This window comes from Paraburkholderia kirstenboschensis, from assembly GCF_904848585.1.
GTDB classification, from domain to species: Bacteria; Pseudomonadota; Gammaproteobacteria; order Burkholderiales; family Burkholderiaceae; genus Paraburkholderia; species Paraburkholderia kirstenboschensis.
The window spans coordinates 274,833-300,258 of record NZ_CAJHCR010000005.1 but is presented as its reverse complement, the minus strand read 5'-3'; the positions used below and the strand labels follow the sequence as shown (position 1 = coordinate 300,258).

Annotated in this window: 17 protein-coding genes; 13 read left to right on the top strand and 4 right to left on the bottom strand. The window is 61.8% G+C overall.

Features of this window, described 5'->3' with window-relative positions; translation table 11 throughout:
- The first annotated feature begins 14 nt into the window (after positions 1 to 14).
- The 5 genes from JMY24_RS16705 to JMY24_RS16685 all read left to right on the top strand — a co-directional run bounded on the left by JMY24_RS16705 (position 15) and on the right by JMY24_RS16685 (position 8,329).
- Positions 15 to 3,203 (top strand): efflux RND transporter permease subunit, encoded by a 3,189-nt coding sequence (locus tag JMY24_RS16705; protein ID WP_128597502.1) that lies wholly within the window; start codon positions 15 to 17, stop codon positions 3,201 to 3,203.
- 91 nt (positions 3,204 to 3,294) lie between these two features.
- Complete coding sequence (locus JMY24_RS16700) at positions 3,295 to 4,518, top strand: efflux RND transporter periplasmic adaptor subunit (RefSeq protein ID WP_128597501.1); 1,224 nt, start codon at positions 3,295 to 3,297, stop codon at positions 4,516 to 4,518.
- An 80-nt stretch (positions 4,519 to 4,598) separates the two neighbouring features.
- On the top strand, positions 4,599 to 6,074 hold the full coding sequence (locus JMY24_RS16695) for an efflux transporter outer membrane subunit (protein ID WP_128597514.1): 1,476 nt from the start codon (positions 4,599 to 4,601) through the stop codon (positions 6,072 to 6,074).
- A gap of 66 nt (positions 6,075 to 6,140) precedes the next feature.
- Complete coding sequence (locus JMY24_RS16690; RefSeq protein WP_020066467.1) at positions 6,141 to 6,827, top strand: heavy metal response regulator transcription factor; 687 nt, start codon at positions 6,141 to 6,143, stop codon at positions 6,825 to 6,827.
- The gene (locus tag JMY24_RS16685) at positions 6,824 to 8,329 is read left to right on the top strand and encodes a heavy metal sensor histidine kinase (RefSeq protein ID WP_201702471.1); all 1,506 of its coding nucleotides are present in this window, start codon (positions 6,824 to 6,826) and stop codon (positions 8,327 to 8,329) included. The genes JMY24_RS16690 and JMY24_RS16685 overlap by 4 nt, the downstream gene beginning before the upstream one ends.
- A gap of 57 nt (positions 8,330 to 8,386) precedes the next feature.
- Here the strand turns inward: JMY24_RS16685 and dinB are convergent, their stop codons facing one another.
- Complete coding sequence (dinB, locus tag JMY24_RS16680; RefSeq protein ID WP_128597500.1) at positions 8,387 to 9,532, bottom strand: DNA polymerase IV; 1,146 nt, start codon at positions 9,530 to 9,532, stop codon at positions 8,387 to 8,389.
- Between the two features lie 299 nt (positions 9,533 to 9,831).
- On the opposite strand from dinB, the gene JMY24_RS16675 reads away from it, so the two are divergent.
- The 3 genes from JMY24_RS16675 (at position 9,832) to JMY24_RS16665 (ending at position 17,726) form a co-directional block, all read left to right on the top strand.
- Positions 9,832 to 12,249, top strand: coding sequence for an FdhF/YdeP family oxidoreductase (locus JMY24_RS16675; protein ID WP_128597499.1), 2,418 nt, complete (start codon positions 9,832 to 9,834; stop codon positions 12,247 to 12,249).
- A 170-nt stretch (positions 12,250 to 12,419) separates the two neighbouring features.
- Positions 12,420 to 12,635, top strand: coding sequence for a hypervirulence associated TUDOR domain-containing protein (locus tag JMY24_RS16670; RefSeq protein WP_128597498.1), 216 nt, complete (start codon positions 12,420 to 12,422; stop codon positions 12,633 to 12,635).
- A 498-nt stretch (positions 12,636 to 13,133) separates the two neighbouring features.
- Entirely contained in the window at positions 13,134 to 17,726 is a 4,593-nt protein-coding gene (locus JMY24_RS16665; protein ID WP_128597497.1) for a response regulator, read from the top strand.
- Between the two features lie 109 nt (positions 17,727 to 17,835).
- On the opposite strand, the gene flgM is transcribed toward JMY24_RS16665, so the two are convergent.
- The 3 genes from flgM to JMY24_RS16650 form a co-directional block, all read right to left on the bottom strand.
- The gene (flgM, locus tag JMY24_RS16660) at positions 17,836 to 18,147 is read right to left on the bottom strand and encodes a flagellar biosynthesis anti-sigma factor FlgM (protein ID WP_128597496.1); all 312 of its coding nucleotides are present in this window, start codon (positions 18,145 to 18,147) and stop codon (positions 17,836 to 17,838) included.
- Between the two features lie 300 nt (positions 18,148 to 18,447).
- Positions 18,448 to 19,677 (bottom strand): NAD(P)/FAD-dependent oxidoreductase, encoded by a 1,230-nt coding sequence (locus JMY24_RS16655; protein WP_128597495.1) that lies wholly within the window; start codon positions 19,675 to 19,677, stop codon positions 18,448 to 18,450.
- A gap of 249 nt (positions 19,678 to 19,926) precedes the next feature.
- Complete coding sequence (locus JMY24_RS16650; protein ID WP_128586280.1) at positions 19,927 to 20,142, bottom strand: hypothetical protein; 216 nt, start codon at positions 20,140 to 20,142, stop codon at positions 19,927 to 19,929.
- Between the two features lie 1,103 nt (positions 20,143 to 21,245).
- Between JMY24_RS16650 and JMY24_RS38395 the strand changes: the two genes are divergently transcribed.
- The 5 genes from JMY24_RS38395 (at position 21,246) to JMY24_RS16630 (ending at position 25,238) form a co-directional block, all read left to right on the top strand.
- On the top strand, positions 21,246 to 21,521 hold the full coding sequence (locus JMY24_RS38395) for a hypothetical protein (protein ID WP_128597493.1): 276 nt from the start codon (positions 21,246 to 21,248) through the stop codon (positions 21,519 to 21,521).
- Complete coding sequence (locus tag JMY24_RS16645; RefSeq protein WP_236597422.1) at positions 21,511 to 21,924, top strand: superinfection immunity protein; 414 nt, start codon at positions 21,511 to 21,513, stop codon at positions 21,922 to 21,924. The genes JMY24_RS38395 and JMY24_RS16645 overlap by 11 nt, the downstream gene beginning before the upstream one ends.
- A 527-nt stretch (positions 21,925 to 22,451) precedes the next feature.
- The gene (locus tag JMY24_RS16640; protein ID WP_128597492.1) at positions 22,452 to 22,955 is read left to right on the top strand and encodes a hypothetical protein; all 504 of its coding nucleotides are present in this window, start codon (positions 22,452 to 22,454) and stop codon (positions 22,953 to 22,955) included.
- Between the two features lie 162 nt (positions 22,956 to 23,117).
- Positions 23,118 to 24,053, top strand: coding sequence for a phosphate acetyltransferase (locus tag JMY24_RS16635; protein ID WP_201702470.1), 936 nt, complete (start codon positions 23,118 to 23,120; stop codon positions 24,051 to 24,053).
- Between the two features lie 3 nt (positions 24,054 to 24,056).
- Positions 24,057 to 25,238, top strand: a complete 1,182-nt coding sequence (locus JMY24_RS16630; RefSeq protein ID WP_128597491.1) for an acetate/propionate family kinase — start codon at positions 24,057 to 24,059, stop codon at positions 25,236 to 25,238.
- Positions 25,239 to 25,426 lie beyond the last annotated feature (188 nt).

Sequence of the window (25,426 nt, the reverse complement as noted above, 5' to 3'; positions counted from 1 at the left end):
CTCAGGCGCGTTTCATGTGGATTGTCAACGTTGCGCTTAAGCGGCCCTACACGTTCATCGTGATGGCCATTCTGATCGTGCTGGCGACGCCTTTCGTGCTGTTCACCACGCCGGTCGATGTGCTGCCGGAAATCAACATTCCGGTGGTCAGCATCATCTGGACGTACAACGGCTTGTCCGCGGAGGACATGGCCCACCGCATCGCCTCAGTCAACGAACGCAGTCTGACCACCACCGTCAACGACATCGAGCATATCGAGTCGCAATCGCTCGCGGGTATCACGATCCTGAAGGTGTTTCTGCAGCCGAACGCGAACATACAGACCGCGATTGCGCAGACGGTGGCCGTTGAACAGGCGCAACTCAAGCAGATGCCGCCGGGCGCGACGCCGCCGCTGGTGATCAGTTATTCGGCCTCCAGCATTCCCGTGATTCAACTGGGCTTGTCGAGCACCAGGCTTTCAGAGCAGCAACTCAACGATACCGCGCTGAACTTCCTGCGGCCGCAACTGGTGACGATCCCCGGCGCGGCCGTGCCCTATCCATATGGCGGCAAATCGCGGCTGATCTCCGTCGACCTCAACACGCGCGCGTTGCTCTCCAAGGGCCTTACGCCGCTCGACGTGGTCAGCGCGTTCAACGCGCAAAACCTGATTCTGCCCACAGGCACGGCGAAGATCGGACCGAAGGAATACACGATCAACATGAACGGCTCGCCGTCGACGCTGGAAGGGCTCAACGATATTCCAGTGCGAACGGTCAACGGCGCGACGACCTATCTGCGCGAAGTCGCTCACGTGCGCGACGGTTTCTCGCCGCAAACCAATATCGTTCGCGAGAACGGCCATCGCGGCGTGCTGATGTCGGTGCTGAAGAACGGCAGTGCGTCGACGCTCTCGATCGTCAACACGCTGCACGGCTTGCTGCCCGCCGCGCGCGCGGCACTTCCGCCGGATCTGAAGATAACCGCGCTATTCGACCAATCCGTGTTCGTGAAGGCGGCAGTGCAGGGCGTGGTGCGCGAGGCAGTGGTGGCCGCAGCGCTGACCGCCGCGATGATTCTGCTGTTTCTCGGCAACTGGCGCAGCACCTGCATCATCGCGATTTCGATTCCGTTGTCGATCCTGTCCTCGCTGATCGCTTTGCATGCGCTCGGGCAGACCATCAACATCATGACGCTCGGCGGCCTTGCGCTCGCGGTGGGTATTCTCGTCGACGACGCGACCGTGACGATTGAGAACATCGAACGGCATCTGCACATGGGGACCAATCTGCACGATGCGATTCTCGAAGGCGCAGGCGAAATCGCCATTCCCGCGCTCGTTTCGACGCTGTGTATCTGCATCGTCTTCGTGCCGATGTTCTTTCTGACCGGCGTAGCGCGCTACCTGTTCGTGCCGCTCGCCGAAGCGGTGGTCTTCGCGATGCTCGCGTCGTACGTTCTGTCGCGCACACTCGTGCCCACGCTGGCCATGCTGCTGATGGGCCACGCGCACAAGCCGAAGGCCGACGCGAAGCCAGGTCTCTTCACACGTCTTTATCGCCGCTTCGATAACGGCTTCGAGCGCATGCGGGCCGCCTATATTGTGATTCTCAGCAGCCTGCTCGTGCGCCGGGCGCGCTTCGGCAGCATTTTTCTCGGCTTTTGCGTGGTGTCGATGGGGCTTGCGTTCGTGCTCGGCGAAGACTTCTTCCCGAGTGTCGACGCGGGCAATATCCGCTTGCATATGCGCGCGCCGACCGGCACCCGGATCGAGGAGACCGCGCGTCTTGCCGACGAAGTCGAAAAGGTGATCCGCGAAGTCGTGCCTGGGAAAGAGCTCGGCACTATCCTCGACAACCTCGGTTTGCCGTACAGCGGTATCAATCTTTCGTACAGCAATGCGGGGACGATCGGCACGCTCGACGGCGAAATACAGATCGCGCTGAAAGAAGGTCACGAGCCGACAGAAGTCTATGTGGACAAGCTCCGCGCTATGCTGCCGCAACGTTTTCCGGGCGTGGAGTTTTTCTTTCAACCGGCGGACATCGTCACGCAGATTCTCAACTTCGGGCTTCCCGCAGCCGTCGACGTGCAGATCGCCGGCGCGGATCAGCAGGGCAATTTCGAGGTCGCGCGCAAGCTGCTCAAACAGGTGCGCATGATTCCAGGCACTGTCGACACGCACATCCAGCAGAAACTCGACGAGCCCGCCATCAACCTCCAAATGGACCGCACCCGTTTGCAGCAACTCAATCTCACGGCGAGCAATGTCGCTCAAAACGTGCTGATTTCGCTATCGGGAAGCTCGCAGACGTCCCCGGGCTTCTGGTACAACGACCGCAACGGGGTCGAGTACAACGTTGCAGTGCAAACGCCCCAGTACAGCATTTCGTCGATCGACGACCTGTTGCGCACGCCAGTGTCCGCCTCCGCAACGGGGCCGACGCAACTGCTCGGCAACCTCGTGCGCGTACAGTCGCAAAACCAGTTTGCGGTCGTCACGCACTACAACATCAGGCCGGTGATCGACCTGTACGTGAGCGTCGATAAGCGCGACCTGGGTAGCGTCGCGGATCAGGTCGACAAGCTCGTCGAACAAGCGCGCGCGTCGCTGCCTCGCGGCAGTCAGATCACCGTGCGCGGCCAGGTACAGACGATGCGCAGTTCCTATTTCGGGCTCGGCCTCGGCGTGGCGATGGCGATCGTGCTCGTGTATCTGCTGATCGTCGTGAATTTTCAGTCGTGGGTCGATCCGCTGATTATCGTGAGCGCTTTGCCTGCGGCTCTCGCCGGCATTGTGTGGATGCTGTTCCTGACCGGCACGCATCTGAGCGTGCCGGCGCTCACGGGCGCGATCATGACGATGGGCGTCGCCACGGCCAACAGTATTCTGATGGTCGCGTTCGCGCGTCAGCGGCTTTCCGCCGGCGCGCCACCGCTCACCGCAGCGCTCGAAGCGGGAGCGAGCCGCATCCGCCCGGTGCTGATGACCGCGTTCGCGATGATCATCGGCATGATTCCGATGGCGCTCGGTCTCGGCGAAGGCGCCGAGCAGAACGCGCCGCTCGGCCGCGCGGTGATCGGCGGATTGCTGTTTGCGACGGTATCCACGCTGTTTTTCGTGCCGCTGGTGTTCGCGGGCATTCATACGCGCCTCGCGCGTCGCCATCGCAACGAACATGAAGATACTGGAAGCGGCAGCGCCGGCGAACCGGCCTGAAGTCGACCAGGCAAAAACGGCAAATCGAAGAAACGTGAAGAAAACGGCTACCCAGGCTAACGGAGCTAGCTAACCAAGATGGCTAACTGAGATGACCGAAAAAACTCATGCATCGCTGGCGATTCCGTCGCGAGAGACCGAAAGCGGCCACGCACTGCCGCCGCGCAATCGCGAATGGAAGCGCGCGAAGATCGCCATCTGGATTGTGCTGGCATTGCTCGCATTGGGGGCCTTGCGCACCGTGATTGCGAACCTCATGCAAAACCGCACGGTCGAGCAAACGACGAAGCAGAACGCCACGCAATATGTGAACGTGACGAGCCCAACGCCGGCGGAAGGCGGTGGCAGCACCACGTTGCCGGGCACGTTGCGCGGCAGTGTCGAATCGCCGATCTTTGCGCGCTCTACCGGTTACCTGCTGCGCTGGTATGCCGACATCGGCACGCGCGTCAAGCAGGGCCAGTTGCTCGCTGAACTCGATACGCCGGAAATCGATCAGGAGCTCGCGCAGGCACTCGCGCAGCGCCAGCAAACCAGTTCGAGTCTCGCGCTTGCGAAGAGCTCGCTCGAACGCTGGCAGCAGTTGCGTCAGCGTGATGCGGTCTCGCAACAGGAGCTCGACGAACGGCAGAGCACGTATGCGCAGGACGTGGCGAACCTGGCCGCCGCCGACGCCAACGTGCAGCGCCTGCGCCAGCTCGAATCGTTCAAGCGGATCGTCGCACCGTTCGCGGGCGTGGTCACGCAACGCAATGTCGACGTAGGCGATCTGATCGATGCGGGTAGCGGCACGAGCCGCGCGCTGTTCGCGCTTGCACAGTCGGACCCGCTGCGGGTTTATGTGCAATTGCCGCAGGCGTATGCGCAGAACGTGTCGGTCGGACAGAACGTGGTGGTCACGCAGGCCGAACTGCCCGGCCAGCAATTCCATGGCACCGTCACGCATATCTCGGGCGCGATCGACGTGCCGACTCGCTCGCTGCAAGTCGAAGTGACGCTGCCGAATCCCGATAGCAAGCTGCGTCCGGGCGCTTATGTGCAAGTGGCGCTGCCGTCGGCTGCCCGCGCACAGTGGATGGTGCCCGGCAACGCGTTGCTGTTTCGCGCCGAGGGTCCGCGGGTTGCAGTCGTCGACGCGAAGGGCAATGTGCAGTTGCGCAAGATCGTGATCGCGCAGGATTTCGGACAGACGCTCGAGATAGAAAGCGGGATTGATGGAAACGACAGAGTCATCATCAACCCGAGTGATTCGATTGCGGACGGCGATCATGTCGAGATCGCGCAACCGCAGAAGAACACGAAGGGGGCGTCGTGAAGCCCACGCGTGGCAGCGGCGGCGTATTCAGGGTTGCCGCGGCGGTCGGTGCGGCTGCCACTGCTGCTGCCAGCGCGGCCATGCTCGCCGCGTGTACGGTCGGCCCCGACTACAGGCGGCCGCAGGCAGAGGTGCCGCCCGCATGGAATACCGATTCGTACTGGCGCGTCGCGGCTCCGTCGCATGCGCCGATGGACCCCGACTGGTGGAACGTCTATCGCGACTCCACGCTCGCCGCGTTGGAGACGCAGGCACTCGCACAGAATCAGACGCTGGTGGCCGCGAGCGCGCACTATGCTCAGGCGAAGGCGACGCTTGCGAACACGCGCGCGCAGCAGGTTCCCGAAGTGGACCTCGCCGCATCGGCATCGCGCTTCCGGATTTCCCACGACAGGCCGCGCACGAACTACGGCGTGCCGACCACGTCGACGGTGCAGAACAATCTGCAGATCGGTCCCACGATCACCTACGACACCGATCTCTTTGGCCGCATACGCCGCCAGGTGGAAGGCGCGGCGGCGTCCGCCGAGCAATCTGCGGACGATCTCGCCAATGCGCGGCTCGTGCTCACCACCGAGGTGGCGAGCGACTACTACTCATTGCGCGAGCTCGACACAGAAATCGACGTGCTGAACCAATCGGTCACGCTGCAGCAGAAAGCACTCGACTATGTGAACTCCCAACACGAGCTCGGCGCCGTGTCGGGGCTCGACGTGTTGCAGCAAAAATCGCTGCTCGACACCACACGTGTGCAGGCGCAGTTGCTGCTGAACCAGCGCGCGCAATTCGAGCACGCGCTTGCGGCGCTCGTCGGCGTGCCTGCACCGCAATTCGCAATCGAGCCGAAGGTACTGAACTTCCAGGTGCCGGCGATTGCGCTCGGCGTGCCGAGCGACGTGCTGCAACGGCGGCCCGACATCGCCTCCGCGGAGCGCGCGATGGCAGCGGCCAATGCGCAGATCGGCGTTGCGAAGGCGGCGTTTTTTCCGAGCCTCACGCTGACGCCCGGCATCGGCTGGGAAAGCACGCAGTTCGCGAGCTTGCTTAGCGCGCCCACGCTGATGTGGACGCTCGGTGCGGCAGCGAGCCAGGTCCTGTTCGACGGCGGACGCCGCGCGGCTAACGTGCAGTTCGCAAGCGAGGGTTATAAAGCGACCGAGGCCGATTATCGGCAAACGGTGCTCAACGCATTCCAGCAGGTGCAGGACGGCATTACGGGTCTCGCCGTGCTCGACGGCGCGGCGAAACAATCGGAGCAAGCGGTCGCGGATTCGCAACGTCTGCTTGCGCTTGCCAATGACCGTTATTCGGGCGGCCTGGTTGCCTATCTCGATGTGATCACCGCGCAGCAGTCGTTGCTCAACAGCAAGCGTCAGGACGCTCAGATTCGCGGCCAGCAGATGACGCTTTCCGTCTCACTGGTCAAGGCACTGGGCGGCGGCTGGGATGCGAGCACGGGAATGGCGAGCGGCAACCCCAGCGTTGCGCAACAGGACATGCAGGACATGCAGCCGGAGGGCGCCGATCCCGTTCAGACTCGTGCCGCTGCCCCATGAAGGTAGGCAGAGTGCACGCGAAGCAACGGGAGGCGTTTCGTATAATGCAGACACTAGGGGACGCGCATGAAATTGCTGATTGTTGAAGACGAGCACAAGGTGGTGGACTACCTGCGCTCCGGTTTGACAGAGCAGGGCTGGGTCGTGGACGTCGCGCTCGATGGCGAAGAGGGCATGCATCTGGCCACCGAGTTCGATTACGACGTGATCGTGCTCGACGTCATGCTGCCTAAACGCGACGGCTTTAGCGTGCTGAAGGCGCTGCGCATGCGCAAGTCGACGCCTGTCATCATGCTGACGGCGCGCGACCATGTGAACGACCGCGTGCGCGGTCTGCGCGAAGGCGCCGACGACTATCTGACCAAGCCGTTCTCATTCCTCGAACTCGTCGAGCGCCTGCACGCGTTGGCGCGCCGCACGCGCTCGCAGGAATCCACGCTGATATCCGTCGGCGATCTGTTTGTCGATCTGATCGGGCGGCGCGCGACGCGAGAGGGCGTGCGTCTCGATCTGACCGCGAAGGAATTCCAGCTGCTAAGCGTTTTGGCCCGCAGGCAGGGCGATATTCTGTCGAAGACCGCGATCACCGAACTCGTCTGGGATGTCAACTTCGATAGTCATACTAACGTCGTGGAAACGGCGATCAAGCGATTGCGTGCGAAGCTCGACGGCCCGTTTTCTTCCAAGCTGCTGCATACGGTGCGCGGCATGGGTTATGTACTCGAAGTGCGTGAAGAGGCGGAGCAGCCATGAACCGTTCAATAGCACGGCGCCTCGCATTGATGTTCGCGCTCGTCGCGCTGTTCGTGTTTACGCTTGTCGGCGCGGGGCTTTTTGCGGTGTTGCGCTCGCAGCTCGAGAACCACTTGCGCGAGTCGCTCGACGACCGTGCGCAGATTGCGCGGCTCATCTGCAATCACGGGCTGACACCTGAAAAATGGCGCATGTCGCGTGAGAAGCTGACCGACATGACGCCGCATGACCGCAGCACCGTATATGCGGTGACGAGCATCGAGCCGTCGTACAACTATGGCAAGCCTATCGAAGGCTCGACCGTGAAGACCTGGCCCGGCGGCTACGCCCGCGTGAGGCCGGTGGGCGGCGGTGAAGATATGCTCACCACTACTGTGTCCATTCCCGGCTATTCGACACGTCCCCCAATGCAGTTGCAGGTTGCATCGAGCTATTTGCCGAACATTCGCACGATGCGCGTGTTCGGCTTTGCGCTCGCGGCGCTATCGGCGCTTGGCAGCCTCGCGGTGCTGCTGCTCAGTTATTCGGTGACGCGCATCGGGCTCGCACCGTTGACGCGTCTCACCCGCGACGCGTCCGCCGTCAGTCCGAACAATCGCTCGCAGCGGCTGAATACCACGTCGTTGCCGCATGAATTGAATGACCTCGCTAATTCGTTCAACGGCGCGCTTGAACGCCTCGACGGCGCGTACTGCCGCCTCGAATCGTTCAATGCGGACGTCGCGCACGAATTGCGCACGCCGGTCACGATTCTGATCGGGCAGACCGAAGTGGCGTTGACACGCAACCGCTCCGTGGACGATTTACGTCATACGCTACAGTCGAATCTCGAGGAATACGAACGTATGCGCGCGATCATCAACGACATGCTGTTCCTCGCGCGAGCCGATCAGGGCGAGCGCGCGACCGGCCTCGTTGAAGTATCGCTCGCGGCGGAAGTTGCGCACACGCTGGAGTTTCTGGAAATTCCGCTCGAAGAAGCTCGTGTGCATGCGCGCTTGCATGGCGACGCCGCAGCGCATGTGAACCGCTCGCTGTTCGGCCGCGCCTGCACGAATCTGTTGATGAACGCGATCCAGCATTGCCAGCCTGGTGCGCAGATCAACGTGCGTATTGTGCGAGACGGCCAACAGGTGCGCATTGAAGTTGCGAATCCCGGCGAGCCGATCGAGCCCGCCGTGCTCGAACATCTGTTCGACCGTTTTTATCGTGCTGAAGTGTCGCGCACCAATAGCCGCGAGAATCACGGCCTGGGTCTTGCAATCGTTAAGGCGATCGCGGAGATGCATCGCGGCAGCGTGTCAGTGCAGAGCGCGAACGGCGTCAATACGTTTGCATTTTCAATTGCTGCTTCGCTTGCGGACAGCGTTACGCCGCCACTACGTTCGAATGCGGGGAACCTGCCGGGGAATGGTGCGGGAAATGCTGGGGCGAACGCAAACAATCCACCCGCAGCGGCAGCGGCTTCTTATTCTTCGCTGGTAAAAGGAAAGTCTGCCTGAACTGGCAGGCACCGCTTCGGCGCTCCGTGTCGCGCTGCATGGAACAGAACGCGCGAATTAGAAATCAAGCGTGAACTGAACCGACTCGTCGCGAGGAGCTTGTCCGGCGGGTTGCAGGTTACCGGCCTTGACTCCGAGCAGTCTGATGGATTTAACGAGCTCCACTCTTTTCAGGCAGTCAGTTGCCGCGCGACGCAAAGCTTCCGCGTTGGCAATGGGTTCAGGAAGCGTTATGTCGCGCGTGACTGTTTTGAAGTCGTTAAAGCGCAGCTTGATGCCGATCTTCCTCGCCAGATAGCCTTTTCTCTGTAGATCGGCTGCCACCTGTTCGCACAGCCGGGTGAATGCGGCGCCCAGTTCCTGCCGGTGCCGCACCGCATGCAGATCCCGTTCGAACGTGGTCTCGCGGCTCATCGAGACCGGTTCGCTGTATGTCACCACGGGTCTGTCATCGAGACCGTGGGACACCCTGCGAAGCCACGCGCCATAGCTCCGGCCAAAGTGCTCTATGAGCCAGGGCTCGTCGCACGCAGCGATTCCACCGATGGTCGTTATTCCCAATGACGCAAGCTTCGCGCTGGCCTTGGGGCCGATACCGTTGATCTTGTTTGCGGCCATTGGCCAGATCCTGGACTGCATGTCCTCGAACTTCAGGATCGTGATGCCGTCGGGTTTTTGTATATCGGAGCACAGCTTTGCAAGCAGCTTGTTGGGTGCGATTCCCACAGAGCAGGTGAGATTCGTTGCTTCCAACACCGCGGACTTCAACTTGCGCGCTACTTCCTCCGAACTGCCACTCGTGAGCGAGACGTCTGCGTAGACTTCGTCGATTCCGACGTCTTGTATGCTCGGGGTGACCGACCGGATTGCATCTTTGAACAGGCGCGAATACGTTCGATAGAGGTCGAAGTTCACCGGAAGGAGAATCGCATTCGGCGCTAACCGGGCGGCCTTCATGGTGGGCATGCCGGAATGAACTCCAAGTGCGCGGGCTTCGTAGGTGGCGGTGGTTAAGACGCCTCTGCCCACATAGTCGCGTAAGCGCGAAAATTCCCGCGTGCCGTCCGGGTTTGTTCGCGGCGCATCCGTGCGACGACCGGCAACCACCATGGCCTCGCCTCGTAGTTCTGGATACTGCGACAGTTCACAAGACGCAAAGAATGCGTCCATGTCGATGTGGGCTATGCGCCGGTCATCTGGCATGCCTTGTTACTCAAAAGTAGCGTTCGGTGGTGCCGCCCGGGCAACGCGACGCTCATCAGCAGCGTTCTGAATAAGCAGCGGGGCAGGGGCACGTGAGGTTGGCAGGTATTTTACCGGCACTGTACATCTATACAGTGCTTTTGTCAGGGGCCTTGGGAACCGATCTGCAGTTTCGTGGCGCTGGCTGCCCTTGAGCGGCGTCTGCTCCTCATCCACGTTCCGCACGAAGTCTGCAACCAGCGCGACCCCGTGGGCACATCGCTTGCGCGTTTCCCCGGATGCTTACCGGAGGACGAGAAATGAGCAAGCGTGATGTACCAGGAGTTGGGCCCTATGGCGGCCCGGCTGGCGGCTGGGGGGCGTTGCAGGCAGTTGCTCGCGCCGTGCGCCAGCAGATGGGTGTGGCGCGCGAGGCGACGATGCTGTTGAAGGTGAATCAACCGGCCGGCTTCGATTGCCCTGGGTGCGCGTGGCCGGACCCGCGCAGCACCTCGTCGTTCGAGTTTTGTGAAAACGGCGCGAAGGCTGTGTCGTGGGAAGCGACGAGCAAACGTACGACACCCGAATTTTTCGCACTGCATTCGCTCAGCGAACTGTGGCACTGGAGCGACTTCGCGCTAGAAGACGAAGGGCGATTGACTCATCCAATGCGCTACGACGCCGCCACCGACCGCTACGTGCCGATCGAGTGGGACGAGGCGTTCGCGCGGATCGGCGCCGCGCTACGCGCCTTACCCGATCCGAACATGGCGGAGTTCTACACATCGGGGCGGGCGTCGAACGAGGCGGCGTTTTTGTTCCAACTGCTCGCACGCCGATTCGGCACGAACAACTTCCCCGACTGTTCGAACATGTGCCACGAGCCCACGAGCGTGGGCCTTCCCGAATCAATCGGCGTCGGCAAGGGCACGGTCACGCTCGCTGACTTCGACCATTGCGACGCGATATTCTGCATCGGACACAATCCCGGCACCAACCATCCGCGCATGCTCGCGACGCTGCGCGCCGCCGCGCGGCGCGGGGCGAAAATCGTGGCCCTCAATCCGTTGCGCGAACGCGGACTGGAGCGTTTCACTTCGCCACAAGACGCTGTGGAAATGGCCACTGGACGCTCTACGCCTATTGCCACCGACTATGTGCAACTCAAGATCGGTGGCGACGTCGCAGCCCTGAAAGGGATGATGAAAACGCTGCTCGACATGGACCGGGAGAGCCGCGAGAACGGAGGCGAGGGCGTAGTGGATCGCGCGTTCATCGACGAACACACGACCGGGTTCGACGAGCTGGTGCGCGATCTGGAAGCCACGCCGTGGGGCCAGATCGTGTCGACCTCGGGCGTTGCGCGCGACGAGATCGAAAAGCTTGCGCGCATTTATGCAGAGTCTCGCGCCGTGATCGCCTGCTATGGAATGGGTATCACACAGCATCGCAGCGGGACCGCGAACGTCCAGCAGATTGCGAACCTGTTACTCATGCGAGGAAACATTGGACGCGATGGCGCAGGCATCTGTCCGCTGCGTGGCCACTCCAACGTGCAAGGCGATCGCACGGTGGGCATCACCGAAGTGCCGCCGCCTGCATTCCTCGATTCGCTCAAGCGCGTGTTCGGCTTCGAGCCTCCGCGCGAGCACGGGCACGGCGCAATTGCCGCGATGCAGTCCATGCGCGACGAGCGCGCGAAGGCGCTGATCTGTCTGGGCGGCAATCTGCCGGTCGCGATGTCGGACCCCGGCGTCTGCTTCGACGCGATCCGCAAGCTCGACCTGGCTGTGCATATCGCCACGAAGCTGAACCGCTCGCATCTGCTGGCTGCGAAAGAGACGCTGTTGCTCCCGTGTCTCGGACGCACCGAACTGGATATCCAGGCAAGCGGGCCGCAGTCTGTCACCGTCGAAGACTCCATGTCGATGGTGCATGCGTCGCAAGGATCACTGCCGCCGGCGTCCGAGCATCTGCGCTCCGAACCGGCGATCGTCGCGGGCATTGCTAAAGCATCGCTCGACGATCCGGCGCTCGACTGGGATGGCTGGGTCGCCGACTACAGCCGCATTCGCGACCTGATCGAAGCGGTGTTTCCGCAATTCGAGCACTACAACGAGCGGATACGAGAACCGGGCGGCTTCCGGCTTTACAACGCCGCGTCTGCGCGCCGCTGGGACACGCCCGACGGCCGCGCGCGTTTCATCGCCCATAGCGGCGTCATGGAAGATCCGCGCGTGAATCGCAGTGACGCGCTACTGCTCGCCACGATACGCAGCCACGATCAGTACAACACGACCATTTACGGCTACAACGACCGCTATCGCGGCATATCGGGCCGTCGCGATGTGGTTTTCGTCAACGAGCAGGATCTCGACTCGCGCGGACTGCAGCATGGCGATCTCGTCGATGTCGAGGCGATCGAAGATACCGTGAGCCTCGGCGGATCGCGTCGCCTGTGCGGCATGACGGCGGTCGCTTACGACATTCCCCGCGGATCGATGGCGGCCTACTACCCCGAGGCGAACGGGCTCATTGCATTGCATGACTGCGACGCGCGTAGCGGGACACCGTCGTATAAGTCTGTGCCCGTGCTGCTCTCGATCAGCAAGGGAGATTGCTTGCCGGAGGACGAGGCGTCGACGTGGCAGCAAGGCGACGTGCGCAACGACCGTACAGGCGCGGCCATCGCAGGCGAGGAGCGCCATCGTCCTAACGATGGCGCGATGCCGACCTGACTGCTGACGGAGTTGATGCGGTGAGGCGCTGTTTGCTGGCGGAAGTCGGGCCTCACAACTGCGCCTCGGGGCGCCGGGTGTCCGCACGACGCTGCGAGATCGACGCGCCGTGTGCGCGGCATGTCGATTGCGCATCCGACTCCCATCAACTTGACGAACGGAGGGTCGCAATGAGCGACGATCTCAAACCGAAGGATCGCGTTAGCTGGAACACATCGCAGGGCGAAACGCACGGGCGCGTCAAACGCGTCATTACTGAGCGCGCAAAAGTGGATGGACATGTTGTTGCGGCATCGCCGTCCAGTCCGTCGTATGAAGTGGAGAGCGAGAAGAGCGGCAAGCGCGCGGTTCATAAGGCCGGGGCACTGCGCAAGTCGCGGGGCTAGCGCAGGGCTCGGTATACGACTCGCTGAGTGCCAACTGCCAGAGGGCAGTTGGCGATCGTATGCGCCTCGCCCTCTCGGTGTAGTTTGCGCTAGGCAATGGCGTCTTCTTACGCAACTAACGGTCTGTTCCGCTTGCCTCGGCCGAGGCGAGGCGGCTGCCCACACGTGCTGGACCGTGGAACAACTTGCTTGCAATGAAGGTCCTGACCGGCACGGCCAAGCTCAACGGCATCTATCCCGGAGCGTATGCGCATTCCGTGCGTGCGCGCAGTGCAGACTATCCAAACAGCGGTATCAATGACCGCTGCCTCGAAACGTCGCCGGTACGTATTTCGCAAAGTCCGCCCGCCTTTTGCGCGCTTATCTGCCCTCCTGATGCAATGGCCGCGAAAGGGTAAATGGCCAGCAGGAGGCAACGAAGAAACCTCCCACATGGGCACACTACGAACCGCCGCATTTGAAGGATAATGGCTGCCTTTTTGTCCAGTTGAGGTAGCCGTGAGCGACCAGACATCATCCGACACATACCGTACAGCACCGTCTGTGGCTCATGATTTCCTGTATGGCGGCGGCGAAATGGGCGCGCTGATGCGCGCGCACAACTGGAGCGCCACGCCCTTGGGTGAACCTGAAGCCTGGCCGCAAAGCTTGCGGTCCGCCTTGAGCATTTGTCTGGAAGCGAATTTTCCGATCGCCATCTACTGGGGACCGGAACTGGCGCTGCTCTACAACGACGCCTGGAGTTCGATTCCGGGCAAGAAGCACCCCTGGGCGCTGGGCCGGCCAGGCCGGGAAGTGTGGCCCGAGATCTGGGACACTATCGGCCCGCTGTTCCATCAAGTGCAGGAGACCGGAGCCGGGGTATGGCAGCATGACCAATTGCTCCCCATGCACCGCCACGGGTACACGGAAGAGTGCTATTTCAACTTCACGTTCAGCCCGATCCGGGGCGAGGGTGGCCAGGTAGAGGGCATCTTCAATGCCGTCCTGGAAACGACTTCCGCTGTCCTTGCAGAGCGGCGTGAACGTGCGCTGCGCGAGCTTGCCGAGGCACTGACTGCGAGGCGAGACGAGCAAGAGGTATTTGCAGTCGCGGCGACGCTGCTCGCCACGAAAAGCGTCGATGTGCCATTCAGTCTCCTTTACCGGATCGATGACAAAGGACAGCAGGCGCACCTGATGGGACTCACCGGGATCGACCGGGACGGTCCGGCTGCGCCGACGGTAATCGACATTGCCCACGCCGACGCGCCATGGCCTCTCGCCAGCGTGCGGCGGACAGGGCAGAAACTTCTCGTGGACGATCTTGCCGAACGTTTCACGAACCCGCTCCCTGGCGGCCCGTGGCCCGAGCCGTGTACTCATGCGCTCATCCTTCCGATTCAGGCGACGGCGCACCCGGGAGCGGTTGCCGCCATTCTCGTCGCGGGGATAAGCCCACGCCGCGCCGTCGACGACGACTACCAGGCTTTCCTGGAGCGAGCCGCCTCACATATTGCAGCCGCCTTGGCCAGTGCCCGCGCCTACGAGGAAGAACGGCGACGTGCCGAGGCGTTGGCCGAGATCGATCGCGCCAAGACGACGTTTTTTTCCAATGTCAGTCATGAGTTCCGTACGCCTCTGACCTTGATGCTGGGGCCGATAGAAGAGTTGCTCGCCGACCCGGAGCAACTCGGCGAAGGAGGGCTCCGGCAGGTTGAGCTTGCCCACCGCAACGGCCTGCGGCTCCTGAAACTCGTTAATTCCCTGCTGGATTTTTCGCGGATCGAGGCGGGGCGCTTGCAGGCCAGCTTTCAAGCCACGGATCTTGCGCAGCTCACCACGGACCTCGCCAGCAATTTCCGCTCGGCCATGGAGCGTGCTGGGCTGACGCTGACGGTCGATTGCGAGACGCTGACTGAGCCGGTCTACGTGGACCGTGACATGTGGGAAAAGATTGTCCTGAACCTGCTTTCGAACGCGTTCAAGTTCACGTTCGAAGGCGGGGTATCGGTCGAACTCAGGCAGCGCGAATCGGCTGAACTGGTCGTTCGGGATACTGGGACAGGTATTCCCGCGGCGGAACTGCCGCGGCTCTTTGAGCGGTTTCACCGTATCGAGGGGGCGCGCGGTCGCTCGTTCGAGGGCAGCGGCATAGGCCTCGCTCTCGTCGAGGAACTTGTCAGGCTGCATGGCGGCACCGTTCGGGTAGAAAGCGAAATCGGCAAAGGGACAGTCTTCACCGTTGCCATTCCTTTTGGCACGCGACATCTGGCAACGCCGCAGATCGAGCATGAAGGACCGCTGAGTTCCAGCGCCTTGCGTGTCGAGGCCTACGTCGGCGAGGCTGAGCGCTGGTTGCCCGACGGGAATGCGCCTCACGAGACTTCCGGCAGAGACAGGATCAGCGAGTCCGCTACGACGCCGGCGCCGCCGGTGACCGATGGGGCTCACATTCTTCTGGCCGACGACAACGCCGACATGCGTGCCTACGTGCAACGTCTGCTAGGCGGTTCTCATCATGTCGAAGTCGTCGCGGATGGGCAGGCTGCATTGGAGACGATTCGCCACCGCCGTCCCGATCTTCTGCTCACCGACATCATGATGCCCAGGCTGGATGGCTTTGGCTTGATACGTTCCATCCGTGGCGATGCGGCGTTGAAGGACCTGCCCATCATCGCGTTGTCGGCGCGAGCGGGAGAAGAGGCGAGCCTGGATGGCCTCGCTGCCGGCGCCGACGACTACCTCGTCAAACCATTTTCGGCGCGCGAACTCGTTGCCCGGGTCAACGCAGCGCTCGCCATGGCGACACTTCGCAAACAGATGAGCCACGCTCTGCGCGACGAGGCCAACCTGCTCGAGGTCCTCAATAAAATCGGCGCGACGATCGCGGCCGAGCTGGATCTGGACCAGGCTGTGCAAGTCGTCACCGATGCCGCGAAAGAGCTCACGGGCGCCGCATTTGGCGCGTTTTTCTACAATGTGCTCGACGAGCGTGGCGAGCGCTATACGCTCTATTCCATCTCGGGCGTGCCGCGCGAAGCGTTTTCAAAATTTCCGATGCCGCGCAACACGAAGGTGTTTGCGCCGACGTTCAACGGCGAGGCTATCGTGCGCTCCGCCGACATCACGCGCGATCCGCGCTATGGCAAGAGCGCTCCGTATTTCGGCATGCCTGAAGGGCATCTGCCCGTGTGCAGCTACCTGGCCGCTCCGGTCGTTTCGCGCTCTGGCGAAGTGCTGGGCGGTCTTTTCTTCGGTCATCCCGAACCTGATGTATTTACCGAGCGCGCCGAGCGCCTGCTGATTGGTGTCGCGGCCCAGGCGGCGATCGCCATCGACAATGCGCGGTTGTATCAGGCCGCCCAGACAGAGATCGCACAACGCACCGTGACCGAGCAGGCTTTGCGTGAAAGCGAGGAACGGCAGCTACGCTTGAACGAGACGCTGGAAGCAAAAGTCGTCGAAAGGACGTTAGAACTCCAGGCTGCGAATGAACAGCTACTTAGCGCGGCCGAGGAACGCGAGCGCGTCGAAGAGGCGCTGCGCCACGCACAGAAGATGGAGGCGATCGGCAAACTGACCGGCGGGGTGGCTCATGATTTCAACAACCTGCTGCAAGTGATTGCGGGGAATCTCCAGCTGTTGGCGAGAGACATCGCCGGCCATGAAGCCGGGGAAAGGCGCTTACGTAACGCGCTAGCCGGGGTCACACGCGGCTCGAAACTCGCCTCGCAATTGCTTGCTTTCGGGCGGCGCCAGCCGATGCGACCCAAGGTGGTCAATCTTGGCCGGTTCATCCGCGAGATGGACGATATGCTGCGCCGCGCTCTGGGTGAGGAGATAGAGATCGAAACCGTCATCTCCGGCGGTCTCTGGAACACCATGGTCGATCCGAGCCAGGTGGAGAACGCGTTACTCAATCTCGCCATCAACGCGCGCGACGCAATGAGAGGCCGTGGCAAATTGACGATCGAGGCGGGAAATGCGTCGCTCGATGCCGTTTACGCCGCTGCCCACCCCGACGTCCGGCCAGGCCAGTACGTGATGCTTGCCGTCACCGATACGGGCTCCGGAATGTCGGGAGAAGTCATCGAGCACGCGTTTGAACCCTTCTTCACCACGAAGCCGGAAGGGCAGGGAACCGGCCTTGGCCTGAGCATGGTGTGGGGCGTCGTCAAGCAGTCAGAAGGCCACATCAAAATCTACAGTGAGCTGGGCGAAGGGACCACCATCCGTATCTACTTGCCAAGGTCTCGCCAGGAGGAGGATCGCACGCCGGAGACTGAGACCGCACCCGCGGTTGGGGGAACGGAGACTATCCTGGTAGTAGAGGATGACGAAGATGTGCGCAACACGGTTGTCGATATGCTGACGGACCTTGGATATCGGGTGCTGAAAGCGAGAGATGCGCAAAGCGGATGGGCCATCATAGAGAGCGGCGTGCCGATCGATCTGCTCTTCACCGATGTGGTCATGCCTGGCCCGCTGCGCAGCCCCGAACTTGCTCGAAAGGCGAGGGAGCGGTTGCCGGACATCGCAGTGCTTTTTACGTCGGGCTATACGGAAAATGCGATCGTGCATGGCGGCCGCCTCGATGAAGGCATCGAGTTGCTGAGTAAGCCATACACCCGCGAGGCTTTGGCGCGACGGCTGCGTCACGTGTTGGCAAATCAACGGCAACTGAACAGCCAGCGCCCGGCCCCGGCGGTCCGTTCCCGGCCCGTCCGCGAACGGCCTGTCAACGACGTTGCTTACCTCGCGCTGCGCGTGCTGCTGGTCGAGGACGAGGAATTGATCCTGATGTCCACCGGAGACATGCTCGAAAGTCTCGGGCACCGCGTGTTCACCGCGGCCAGTGCGGAACAGGCGCTCCCGATTCTGGACGCTCAACCTCTAGACGTGCTGATTGTTGACCTGGGCTTGCCCGGTATGTCAGGCAGCGAGCTTGCAGTTCAGGCGCGCAAGAAATACCCGGACCTGCACGTCGTGATTGCATCCGGCAATCCAGACCCGAGCGCGTTGAGCAACGAATGGCTTGCCGGGGCGGTCATTCTGGCCAAGCCCTATGACGAGCTAGGCTTGACGCGAGCCCTCCGGGGAAAACGGTAGGTGGACCGCGGCGGGTCAGGAGCGAGCGCCATCTTCGTATGCGCAGGCGTCGGGAGCTGAGCAGCGACATGCGTTACCTCCCGGCGGTGCCACCAGGTTCAGCCGCCGGCTACCGAGTTGTCGTTTGCAGCAACTCGCGCGCAGCGTTTAGCGCACCGTCGGCGATCTTGCCCGAATCGATCTTGTAGGTGCCGTCACGCAACGCGGCTTTGATCGACTCGACCTTCGCCGTGTCGATATCCGGATTACTGAACGTGCGCAGCGCGGACATCGACGTGAGATTCACCTGAGCATTCTGTGCGGCGGGAGCGCCGACGGGGTTCACGGATTCGACCGCGCCATTCGTATCGCTGTTGTTCGTTGCGCGCTGCGTACTGTTGCGCGGGGCCGCGAGGGGGTAGTTGCTGGGTTCAATCTTCATGGTGTGTGTGCCTCACTTGTTGAGTTCTTTAACGGTCTATCGTTTGAAATCTTCACCCTGCCGCGGCCAGCCTGACTGTGCGTCGGCTATCTCATGGGACGCAAAGCGTTGCCAGGTGGGCAATTCAGCGGATTGAAACAAAGTGCAACAATTTGTGAGCAATGCCGCACAGTGACTTGGGTGGATCGCCCGGAAGGTTTGATGCGTGCGGGTGAAGGCGTCTGGCAAAAGTGCGCGACCGAAGTCGGCAGTCCGTTTGCCGAACGGCACTTCACGAGCGCATAACGCGCTTGTGGCGTGTCACCCGCGGATGGGCGGCGGCGCTTGCACAATCGGAGCCGCCGCGTTGAAAAGATCGGCGCGGTTGCCTGTGCGGGGCGGATAGATCCGCTCAGTGTTGATGACGCGTTTGACGTTTTTTGCTTGCTGGCCCTGTGCCGCGAGCCTGCGCTCCCAGCCTTCGGTGTAGACCGCGCCCCAAGGGCCGAGGTCGAGAATGGTCGTGTACCAGTCGATGTCGAGCGGCAGCATCGGCAGACCGAGCAGATCGCAGACGACGTTGTGTCCCGCGAAACGCCCCATCGGCCTGCTGTGCTGGCAGGACATGACGGATTCGTGCCTGCCGCCTTCAAAGAGCGCACGTGCCACGTCGCCGGCTGCGAAGACGTCGGGGACACCTTCAACGCGCAGGGTTTTGTCGACCGGCACCCGCCCAAGCGCATCGCGCTCGACAGGAATGCAGCGTGTCAACGGACTCGCATGCATGCCGCCACACCAGATAATCGTCGATGCGTCGATGCGCTTGCCGCCCGCGAGCGTCATCCCCGTGTCGTCGATCTGCTCGATTGCAACGCCGGTCATCATCTCGACGCCGAGTTGCGTCAATGCCTGTTCGATGACAGGCTGCGCGCCGCCCATCGCCATTGCGATCCGCGGCGCACGCTCGATTAGCATGACGCGAACCTCGCGCTCACGCATGCGCTCACCGCTAGCTGCCAGGAGGTCGCGCACACGGTGCGGCAACTCGGAGGCGACCTCCACGCCCGTGAGGCCTGAGCCGATAACGACGAAGGTCAGGCTTCCAGCACCGTGTGAATGCACCATTCTGAGGAGTCGTCGTTCGAGGCGTTCGGCGCCTTCGTATGTATCGACGTTGAACGCATGGTCCGCGAGCCCCCGAATCGGCGCGTCGACAAGGCGGCTTCCCGATGCCAGCACGAGCTTGTCGAAAGGCAGCGGCGCGGTGCGTCCGCGGACGCTCACCGTGACCTGTTTGCCGGCGACATCGATGTCCGTGGCTGCGCCCTGGATCCATTGCACGCCGACGGGGCTTAGCACATCGCTCAACGGTACCAGCGTCGCCGCGAGATCCGCTTCGTAGTTGCGCACCCGGATGCTGTGGTGCGCGTGAGGATTGACCATGACGACTTCGACCTGATTGCTCGCACCTTGCTCATCGAGCTTGCGGGCCGCGCCGATGGCGCTCCACAAGCCCGCAAAGCCACCGCCGATCACGACGATTCGTTTCATGGCCGCTCCTGACCAGAGATGTTTGCGCGGCCGATTTGCCCGATGAGCGGCGCGGCAACGCGGATGAGTTGCGCAAAACGCGACGGGACACGAAGCAGGATGTGATGGCAGGGGGCAGCCCGATGCGTGCCAACTTATCGCAGTTGATATGGTAGGACAACGAAACGCAAAGGCGAAGAATATGGCCGAACGGCGGCCACTGTTCGCGACTCGATGCAAATGCGATCGGCGCTTCTCGCGGCTTTCGAATCATGGACTCGCGATTGTTTGTTTAATTTGAGTCTGCAGGTCTATCAACGGTGTCGCAGTCACTTTGACAGCCACACTTTCCGATTCGGGCAATAGCCCGGCGAATGCAGCAATGCCGGTCGCGCATACCGCAACGAATGCGATAGCGCCAATGACGACGATTGCGTTGTTGCACGTTGGTTTCGATTGCACTGAGTTTGCAAAGAGCCGCATCATGGCTGTCTCCTGGTGGCGCAGCTAACGTTTGCAACTACTGTGCCGGTAGCGATGCCTTACCGCTGACACGCGTGCAAAGCCCGCTGGCAGGGCAACGAATGCATACAGCGGCTCCGCAACAGCGAGGCGTTGTTGGACTCGGCCGAACACAGGGAACGTCTTGTTGCGGGCCAAAAACCAACACCACCTTGGCGGTACTTAGTCAAAGATAAGAGGCCCGCTCTGGCGATCATCGTTGGCTGAACGCGGCAAACAATCTCGCCGCAGTTCTAAGCAATAGACAGGTCGAATAATCACTAACTATTCGTCATCCCACGCGCTATAACGTACTTGCAGGGCGACTATTCGTGTCGAGGGGTCCACAAAATCCATCGACATTGCCAATGCGCACGCCAACTTGCGTCCCCGTCTCGGCCGGGCGCACTGCGCTTCGTATCTTCCCAACTTTCCTGGATTACGGTCCTGGGCGACTCGACTCGACTCGACTCGACTCGACTCGACCCGCAGGCCGCAGGCGCGCTTCTGAATCCGAAAACCGGGTGTCGGTTTTCGAGTTCGCCGCGAATAACGAACGGCATGAATGGATAACCCAACGCAGATCAAGGAGGCAATGTGAAATTACGACGGATGGTTGGATCGGTTGTCGGGCTGCTTTTCATCGCCGGGTTGGCGCATTCGCAAGGCACGCCCCAGGCTCCTCAGCCCGCTCCGCAAGAGAGCGGTCAGACACAGGTTTCCAACCCCAGTGCGGGGATGGAATCGTACGGTGGCACCTCCGATACGATGGTACAGAGCGGTGCGAAACATGCCCGGCCCTGCAGGGTGAACCCGCAATGCAACATCTTTTTCGGCGGGAGCTGACAATAAACTGACGGCGCGCGAGCAAACGGTAAAGCACCGGGCGCTCGCGCTGAGACATAGTCGACGTGGCTGGCCGCGATGCCCGCGACTCCGCCATGCAGCGGGGTATTGTTCGGTCTGCAGCAATTGTGATTTCACGCTATGGGCATAGAAAAAGGATAGGCGCCGTCTACACTGACTCTTGTCAACGGCGCGCGTCTCACCCGATTCGCGCTTCCTCAGAATCGCATCGGAGAGTCATCATGAAAAGCAAACTTCTTGCAGCTGTGCTCATCGCCGCCACTACTTCGTTTGCCGCCCCTGTGTTTGCCAGCGGCTACGGTCCTGCACCTTCTTATCGCCCGTCGGTGGGAGCACCTGCTTCGCAGCGAGGCCCGAGTGCCCAAACCGTTGCGGCAGAACGCAACGGTGCAGTCGGCTCTGTCAGTGATTCGTATGGTGGCGTAGCTGCGTCCTCTTCGGAATCTGGCGGCCGTCAATCCGTCGAGTCTGTCAGTCGTGTGTACTTTGGCCACTAATCAAAAAGCAGTCAGCCAGGCGAAGCTGTCACGAGGTGTCGAAATGTTGAAAATTATCGAGGGTGCATTGTTTGTGGGCGCGCTGATGCTGTACCTGGTACCCGCAATGATTGCAGACGCCAGAGAACGCGAAGACGCGTTCGCGGTGACAATGGTGAACATTCTGCTTGGATGGACGGTTATCGGGTGGTTCGCAGCGCTGGTATGGGCGAGGCATCCGGTCAGTAACCGTCGTATGAAGCAGTTTGCAAGACGGGCGCAACGCGCGGTCGCGCGAGTCACCATTGATGCAATCGTCGCGCGGGCGAGTGGTCGTGCCAGTTCAATCCCCATGTTCAATCCTCGCTTGGTGCCGATCGTCGCGCGCATTGCCGCAAGCAGTAATCGCCACGAAAGGCGCTAACCGAGATCAGCCATTGGATGCGCGCTATCGAAGCCAACAGGGCAGGTGATGCCGACCACACCAACGGTCGAGTCGCAGCCCTACTATTCCTTTGCTGTTCTTCCTGGTCTGGCCCGTGCCATAGGCGCGCACGGCATTCGACCAGCACCTTCCCTCAATACTTAATGCCCCGTTTCTGCTGGCGACCCGGCTGCCTGGTGTCGCGCTTGTCCTGCCTGCATTGAGAATGGCCGAAAGTCCGATTGTAGCCATCGCTCCGCAGTTTCTAGCGTAAGACCTTTGTCCGATAGCCTCACGCCGCCATCGCTCGCAACAATTTCGGAAAGGCTGGCTTAACGCATGGACCGGAGTCCGGTGCGCTAAACCTGCCGCCGTTTTGATCTGGCCAAAGGAAGCGGATGGACTCGGGCGACAGTTCCGGCGGGATCGCGGATCTGCCACTAAGGAGCAAGCAGATCGTCATGCCGTACGAGGCGCCTGTCTGGTGAAACAAGACAGCAAGGCCTCATCATCGACGGGAGAAGTTCATGAATAGCCAGATCGCATGTGTATTGATCTGCGCGCTGACATCCGGGCTCATGGGCTGTACGCACCCTCATCAGCAGGTGGAAACCGGCGCGGATCAGTCGACGGCGATTGCGCGGCTTGGGCCACCCAAGGAAACCTACGCGCTGCCGGATGGCGGCCAGCGCCTGATGTGGCCGACGCAACCGATGGGCACGACGACGACCGTCGCGGATATCGACGCCTCCGGCAAAGTGGTGAGCATGCGCCAGGTGCTGCAGGAGAGCGAGTTCTATCGCGCGGAGGTCGGCAAGTGGACTCGCGACGATGTGCTCATCAACTTCGGGCGCCCGTTCGAAACCGCGCGCTTTCAGAGGATGCAGCGCGATGTGTGGTCGTACCGCTATCTGGAGAACAATATCAATCACATGATCTTTCACTTCTATTTCGACGACGCAGGCATTTTGCGGCAAACGCAGAAGTCACCGGATCCCATGTACGACCCCACCCGGCGCGGACGGTTTTAGGCGTCAATCGACTCGCGGCTCGCGAAGTCAAGCTGCGGGAGATCGGTCCAAAGTCCTATTGCCGTAGCGTCGCGCGGCGGCGATAGTCGTCCTGCACGAGCTATGTCAGCGTTGCCGGCGTTCCCGCGCGCGCAACGACCGTCGCAATGCACGGGAGGAACCGTGGAGCGTACGCACGAGAAGTATCAACGGCTTATCGCCTTTTGCCAAAGCCAGCCGCCGCTGCTCACTGCCGTGGCGCATCCATGCGATCGCGCATCGCTCGAAGGTGCCGTGGAGGCAGCGGGGATGGGGCTGATTGCGCCGCTTCTCGTGGGACCGCGCGAGCGCATCGGTGCCGTCGCCGAAGAATGCGGGCTGCAGATAGCCGAGTATCCACTGATCGACGTGCCGCACAGTCACGCGGCGGCGGCGAAAACGGTCGAACTCGTGCGCGAAGGCAAGGCCGAGGCGATCATGAAGGGTAGCCTTCACACAGACGAACTGATGGCCGCCGTCGTCCGCCGCGACGGCGGCTTGCGCACCGAACGGCGCGTGAGCCACTGCTTCGTGATGGACGTGCCGGGTCACGCAGACGCGTTGATCATCACCGATGCCGCGATCAACATAGCACCGACGCTCGCGGAGAAAGCCGACATTCTGCAAAACGCAATTGATCTCGGCCATGCGCTTCGCGTCGAGGAAGTGCGGGTTGCGATTCTTTCGGCGATGGAGATCGTGAACCCGAAGGTCCCGTCGACGATCGAAGCGGCGGCGCTCTGCAAGATGGTCGATCGTCATCAGATCACAGGTGCGCTCGTCGACGGGCCGCTCGCACTCGACAATGCGATCGACCCCGAAGCGGCGCGCATGAAAAAGATCGATTCGCCGGTGGCGGGGCGCGCCAATGTTCTGATGGTGCCCGATCTCGAAGCCGGCAACATGCTGGCAAAAAGCCTGTCGTTTCTGGCCGGCGCGGACGCGGCGGGCATCGTGCTCGGCGCGCGCGTGCCGATCATCCTGACGAGCCGCGCCGATTCGATCATCACGCGGCTCGCGTCGTGCGCGGTCGCGTCGCTGGTGGCGAGCAAGGGCCGTGAAGCTCGGTTGCTGGTGTAGATCATGGCTGACGTCATCCTGGTACTCAACGCTGGATCGTCAAGCATCAAGTTCAGCGCCTTCGATGCGCAAACCCCCGAGCTAGCTTGCGTGCTGCGAGGGCAGATCGACGGGCTGTTCAGTTCGCCGCACTTCGCCGCCTTCGATGCGTCCGGCGCGCAGGCCGGCGCTCACGCATGGGGAGACGGCGCAGGCCTGGAACACGCCGGGGCGATCGCGTATATCGCCGAGTTTCTGCGCGGGCATCGGGAAGGCCATCGCCTCGTGGCGGTCGGGCATCGCGTCGTGCACGGCGGCGCGCGTTTCATCGCACCGGTGCTCATCGATGCCGGCGTGCTCGCGGAACTGCACACGCTGACGCCGCTTGCGCCGCTGCACCAGCCACATAACCTGAAGCCGATCGCAATCATCGCGGAACGCAATCCGGCGCTGCCGCAAATCGCGTGTTTCGACACGGCCTTTCACGCAACGCAGCCCGAACAGGCGAAGGCCTTCGCGCTGCCCGCTGCAGTTACCGAACACGGGGTGTGCCGCTATGGCTTTCACGGACTGTCGTACGAGTACATCGCCAGCAAGCTCCAGGAGATCGCACCGGGAGCCGCGGCCGGCCGCACGGTGGTCGCGCATCTTGGCAATGGCGCGAGCCTGTGTGCGCTGTCGGCATGCCGCAGTGTCGCGAGCACGATGGGTTTCACTGCGCTCGACGGCCTGATGATGGGCACGCGCTCAGGCAGCCTCGACCCGGGCGTGATCCTGTATCTGCTGGACGAACTGAAGATGACCACGCGCGAAGTGGAAAACCTGCTGTATTGCCAGTCGGGTTTGCTCGGCGTTTCCGGCATTTCCGGCGACATGCGCGTGCTACTGGCGAGCGACGATCCTCGTGCCCGCTTCGCCGTTGAACTGTATGTGTATCGGATCTGCCGGGAGCTCGGCTCGCTGATGGCCGCGCTCCAGGGCATCGATGCACTGGTATTCACGGCAGGCATCGGGGAGCATGCGGCGCAGGTTCGGCAGCGTGTCGGCGAGCAGGCGCAGTGGTGCGGCATCGACATCGACCCCGGCGCGAACGAAGCGAACGGTTCATGCATCAGCGCGCCCGCGAGCCGGGTCGGCGTGTGGGTCGTCCCGACCAACGAGGAACTGATGATCGCCCGTCACACTCGCGCCCTGATCGGCGCGTAAGCACAAGGAGAATCACGATGAGACGGCATGTCTCATAGCAGCCGTTAAAAAAAGGCGCGAAGACGCTTGTCACCGGGAGCGCCAACGAGCGTTCGATCTCCTGCTGATGCGCGATAGCGTTTCGTGAATCTGGCGGCGACCTCTTGCCATCGAATACGCGGACGAGAAGGCGAAGCCGGATGTCGAGC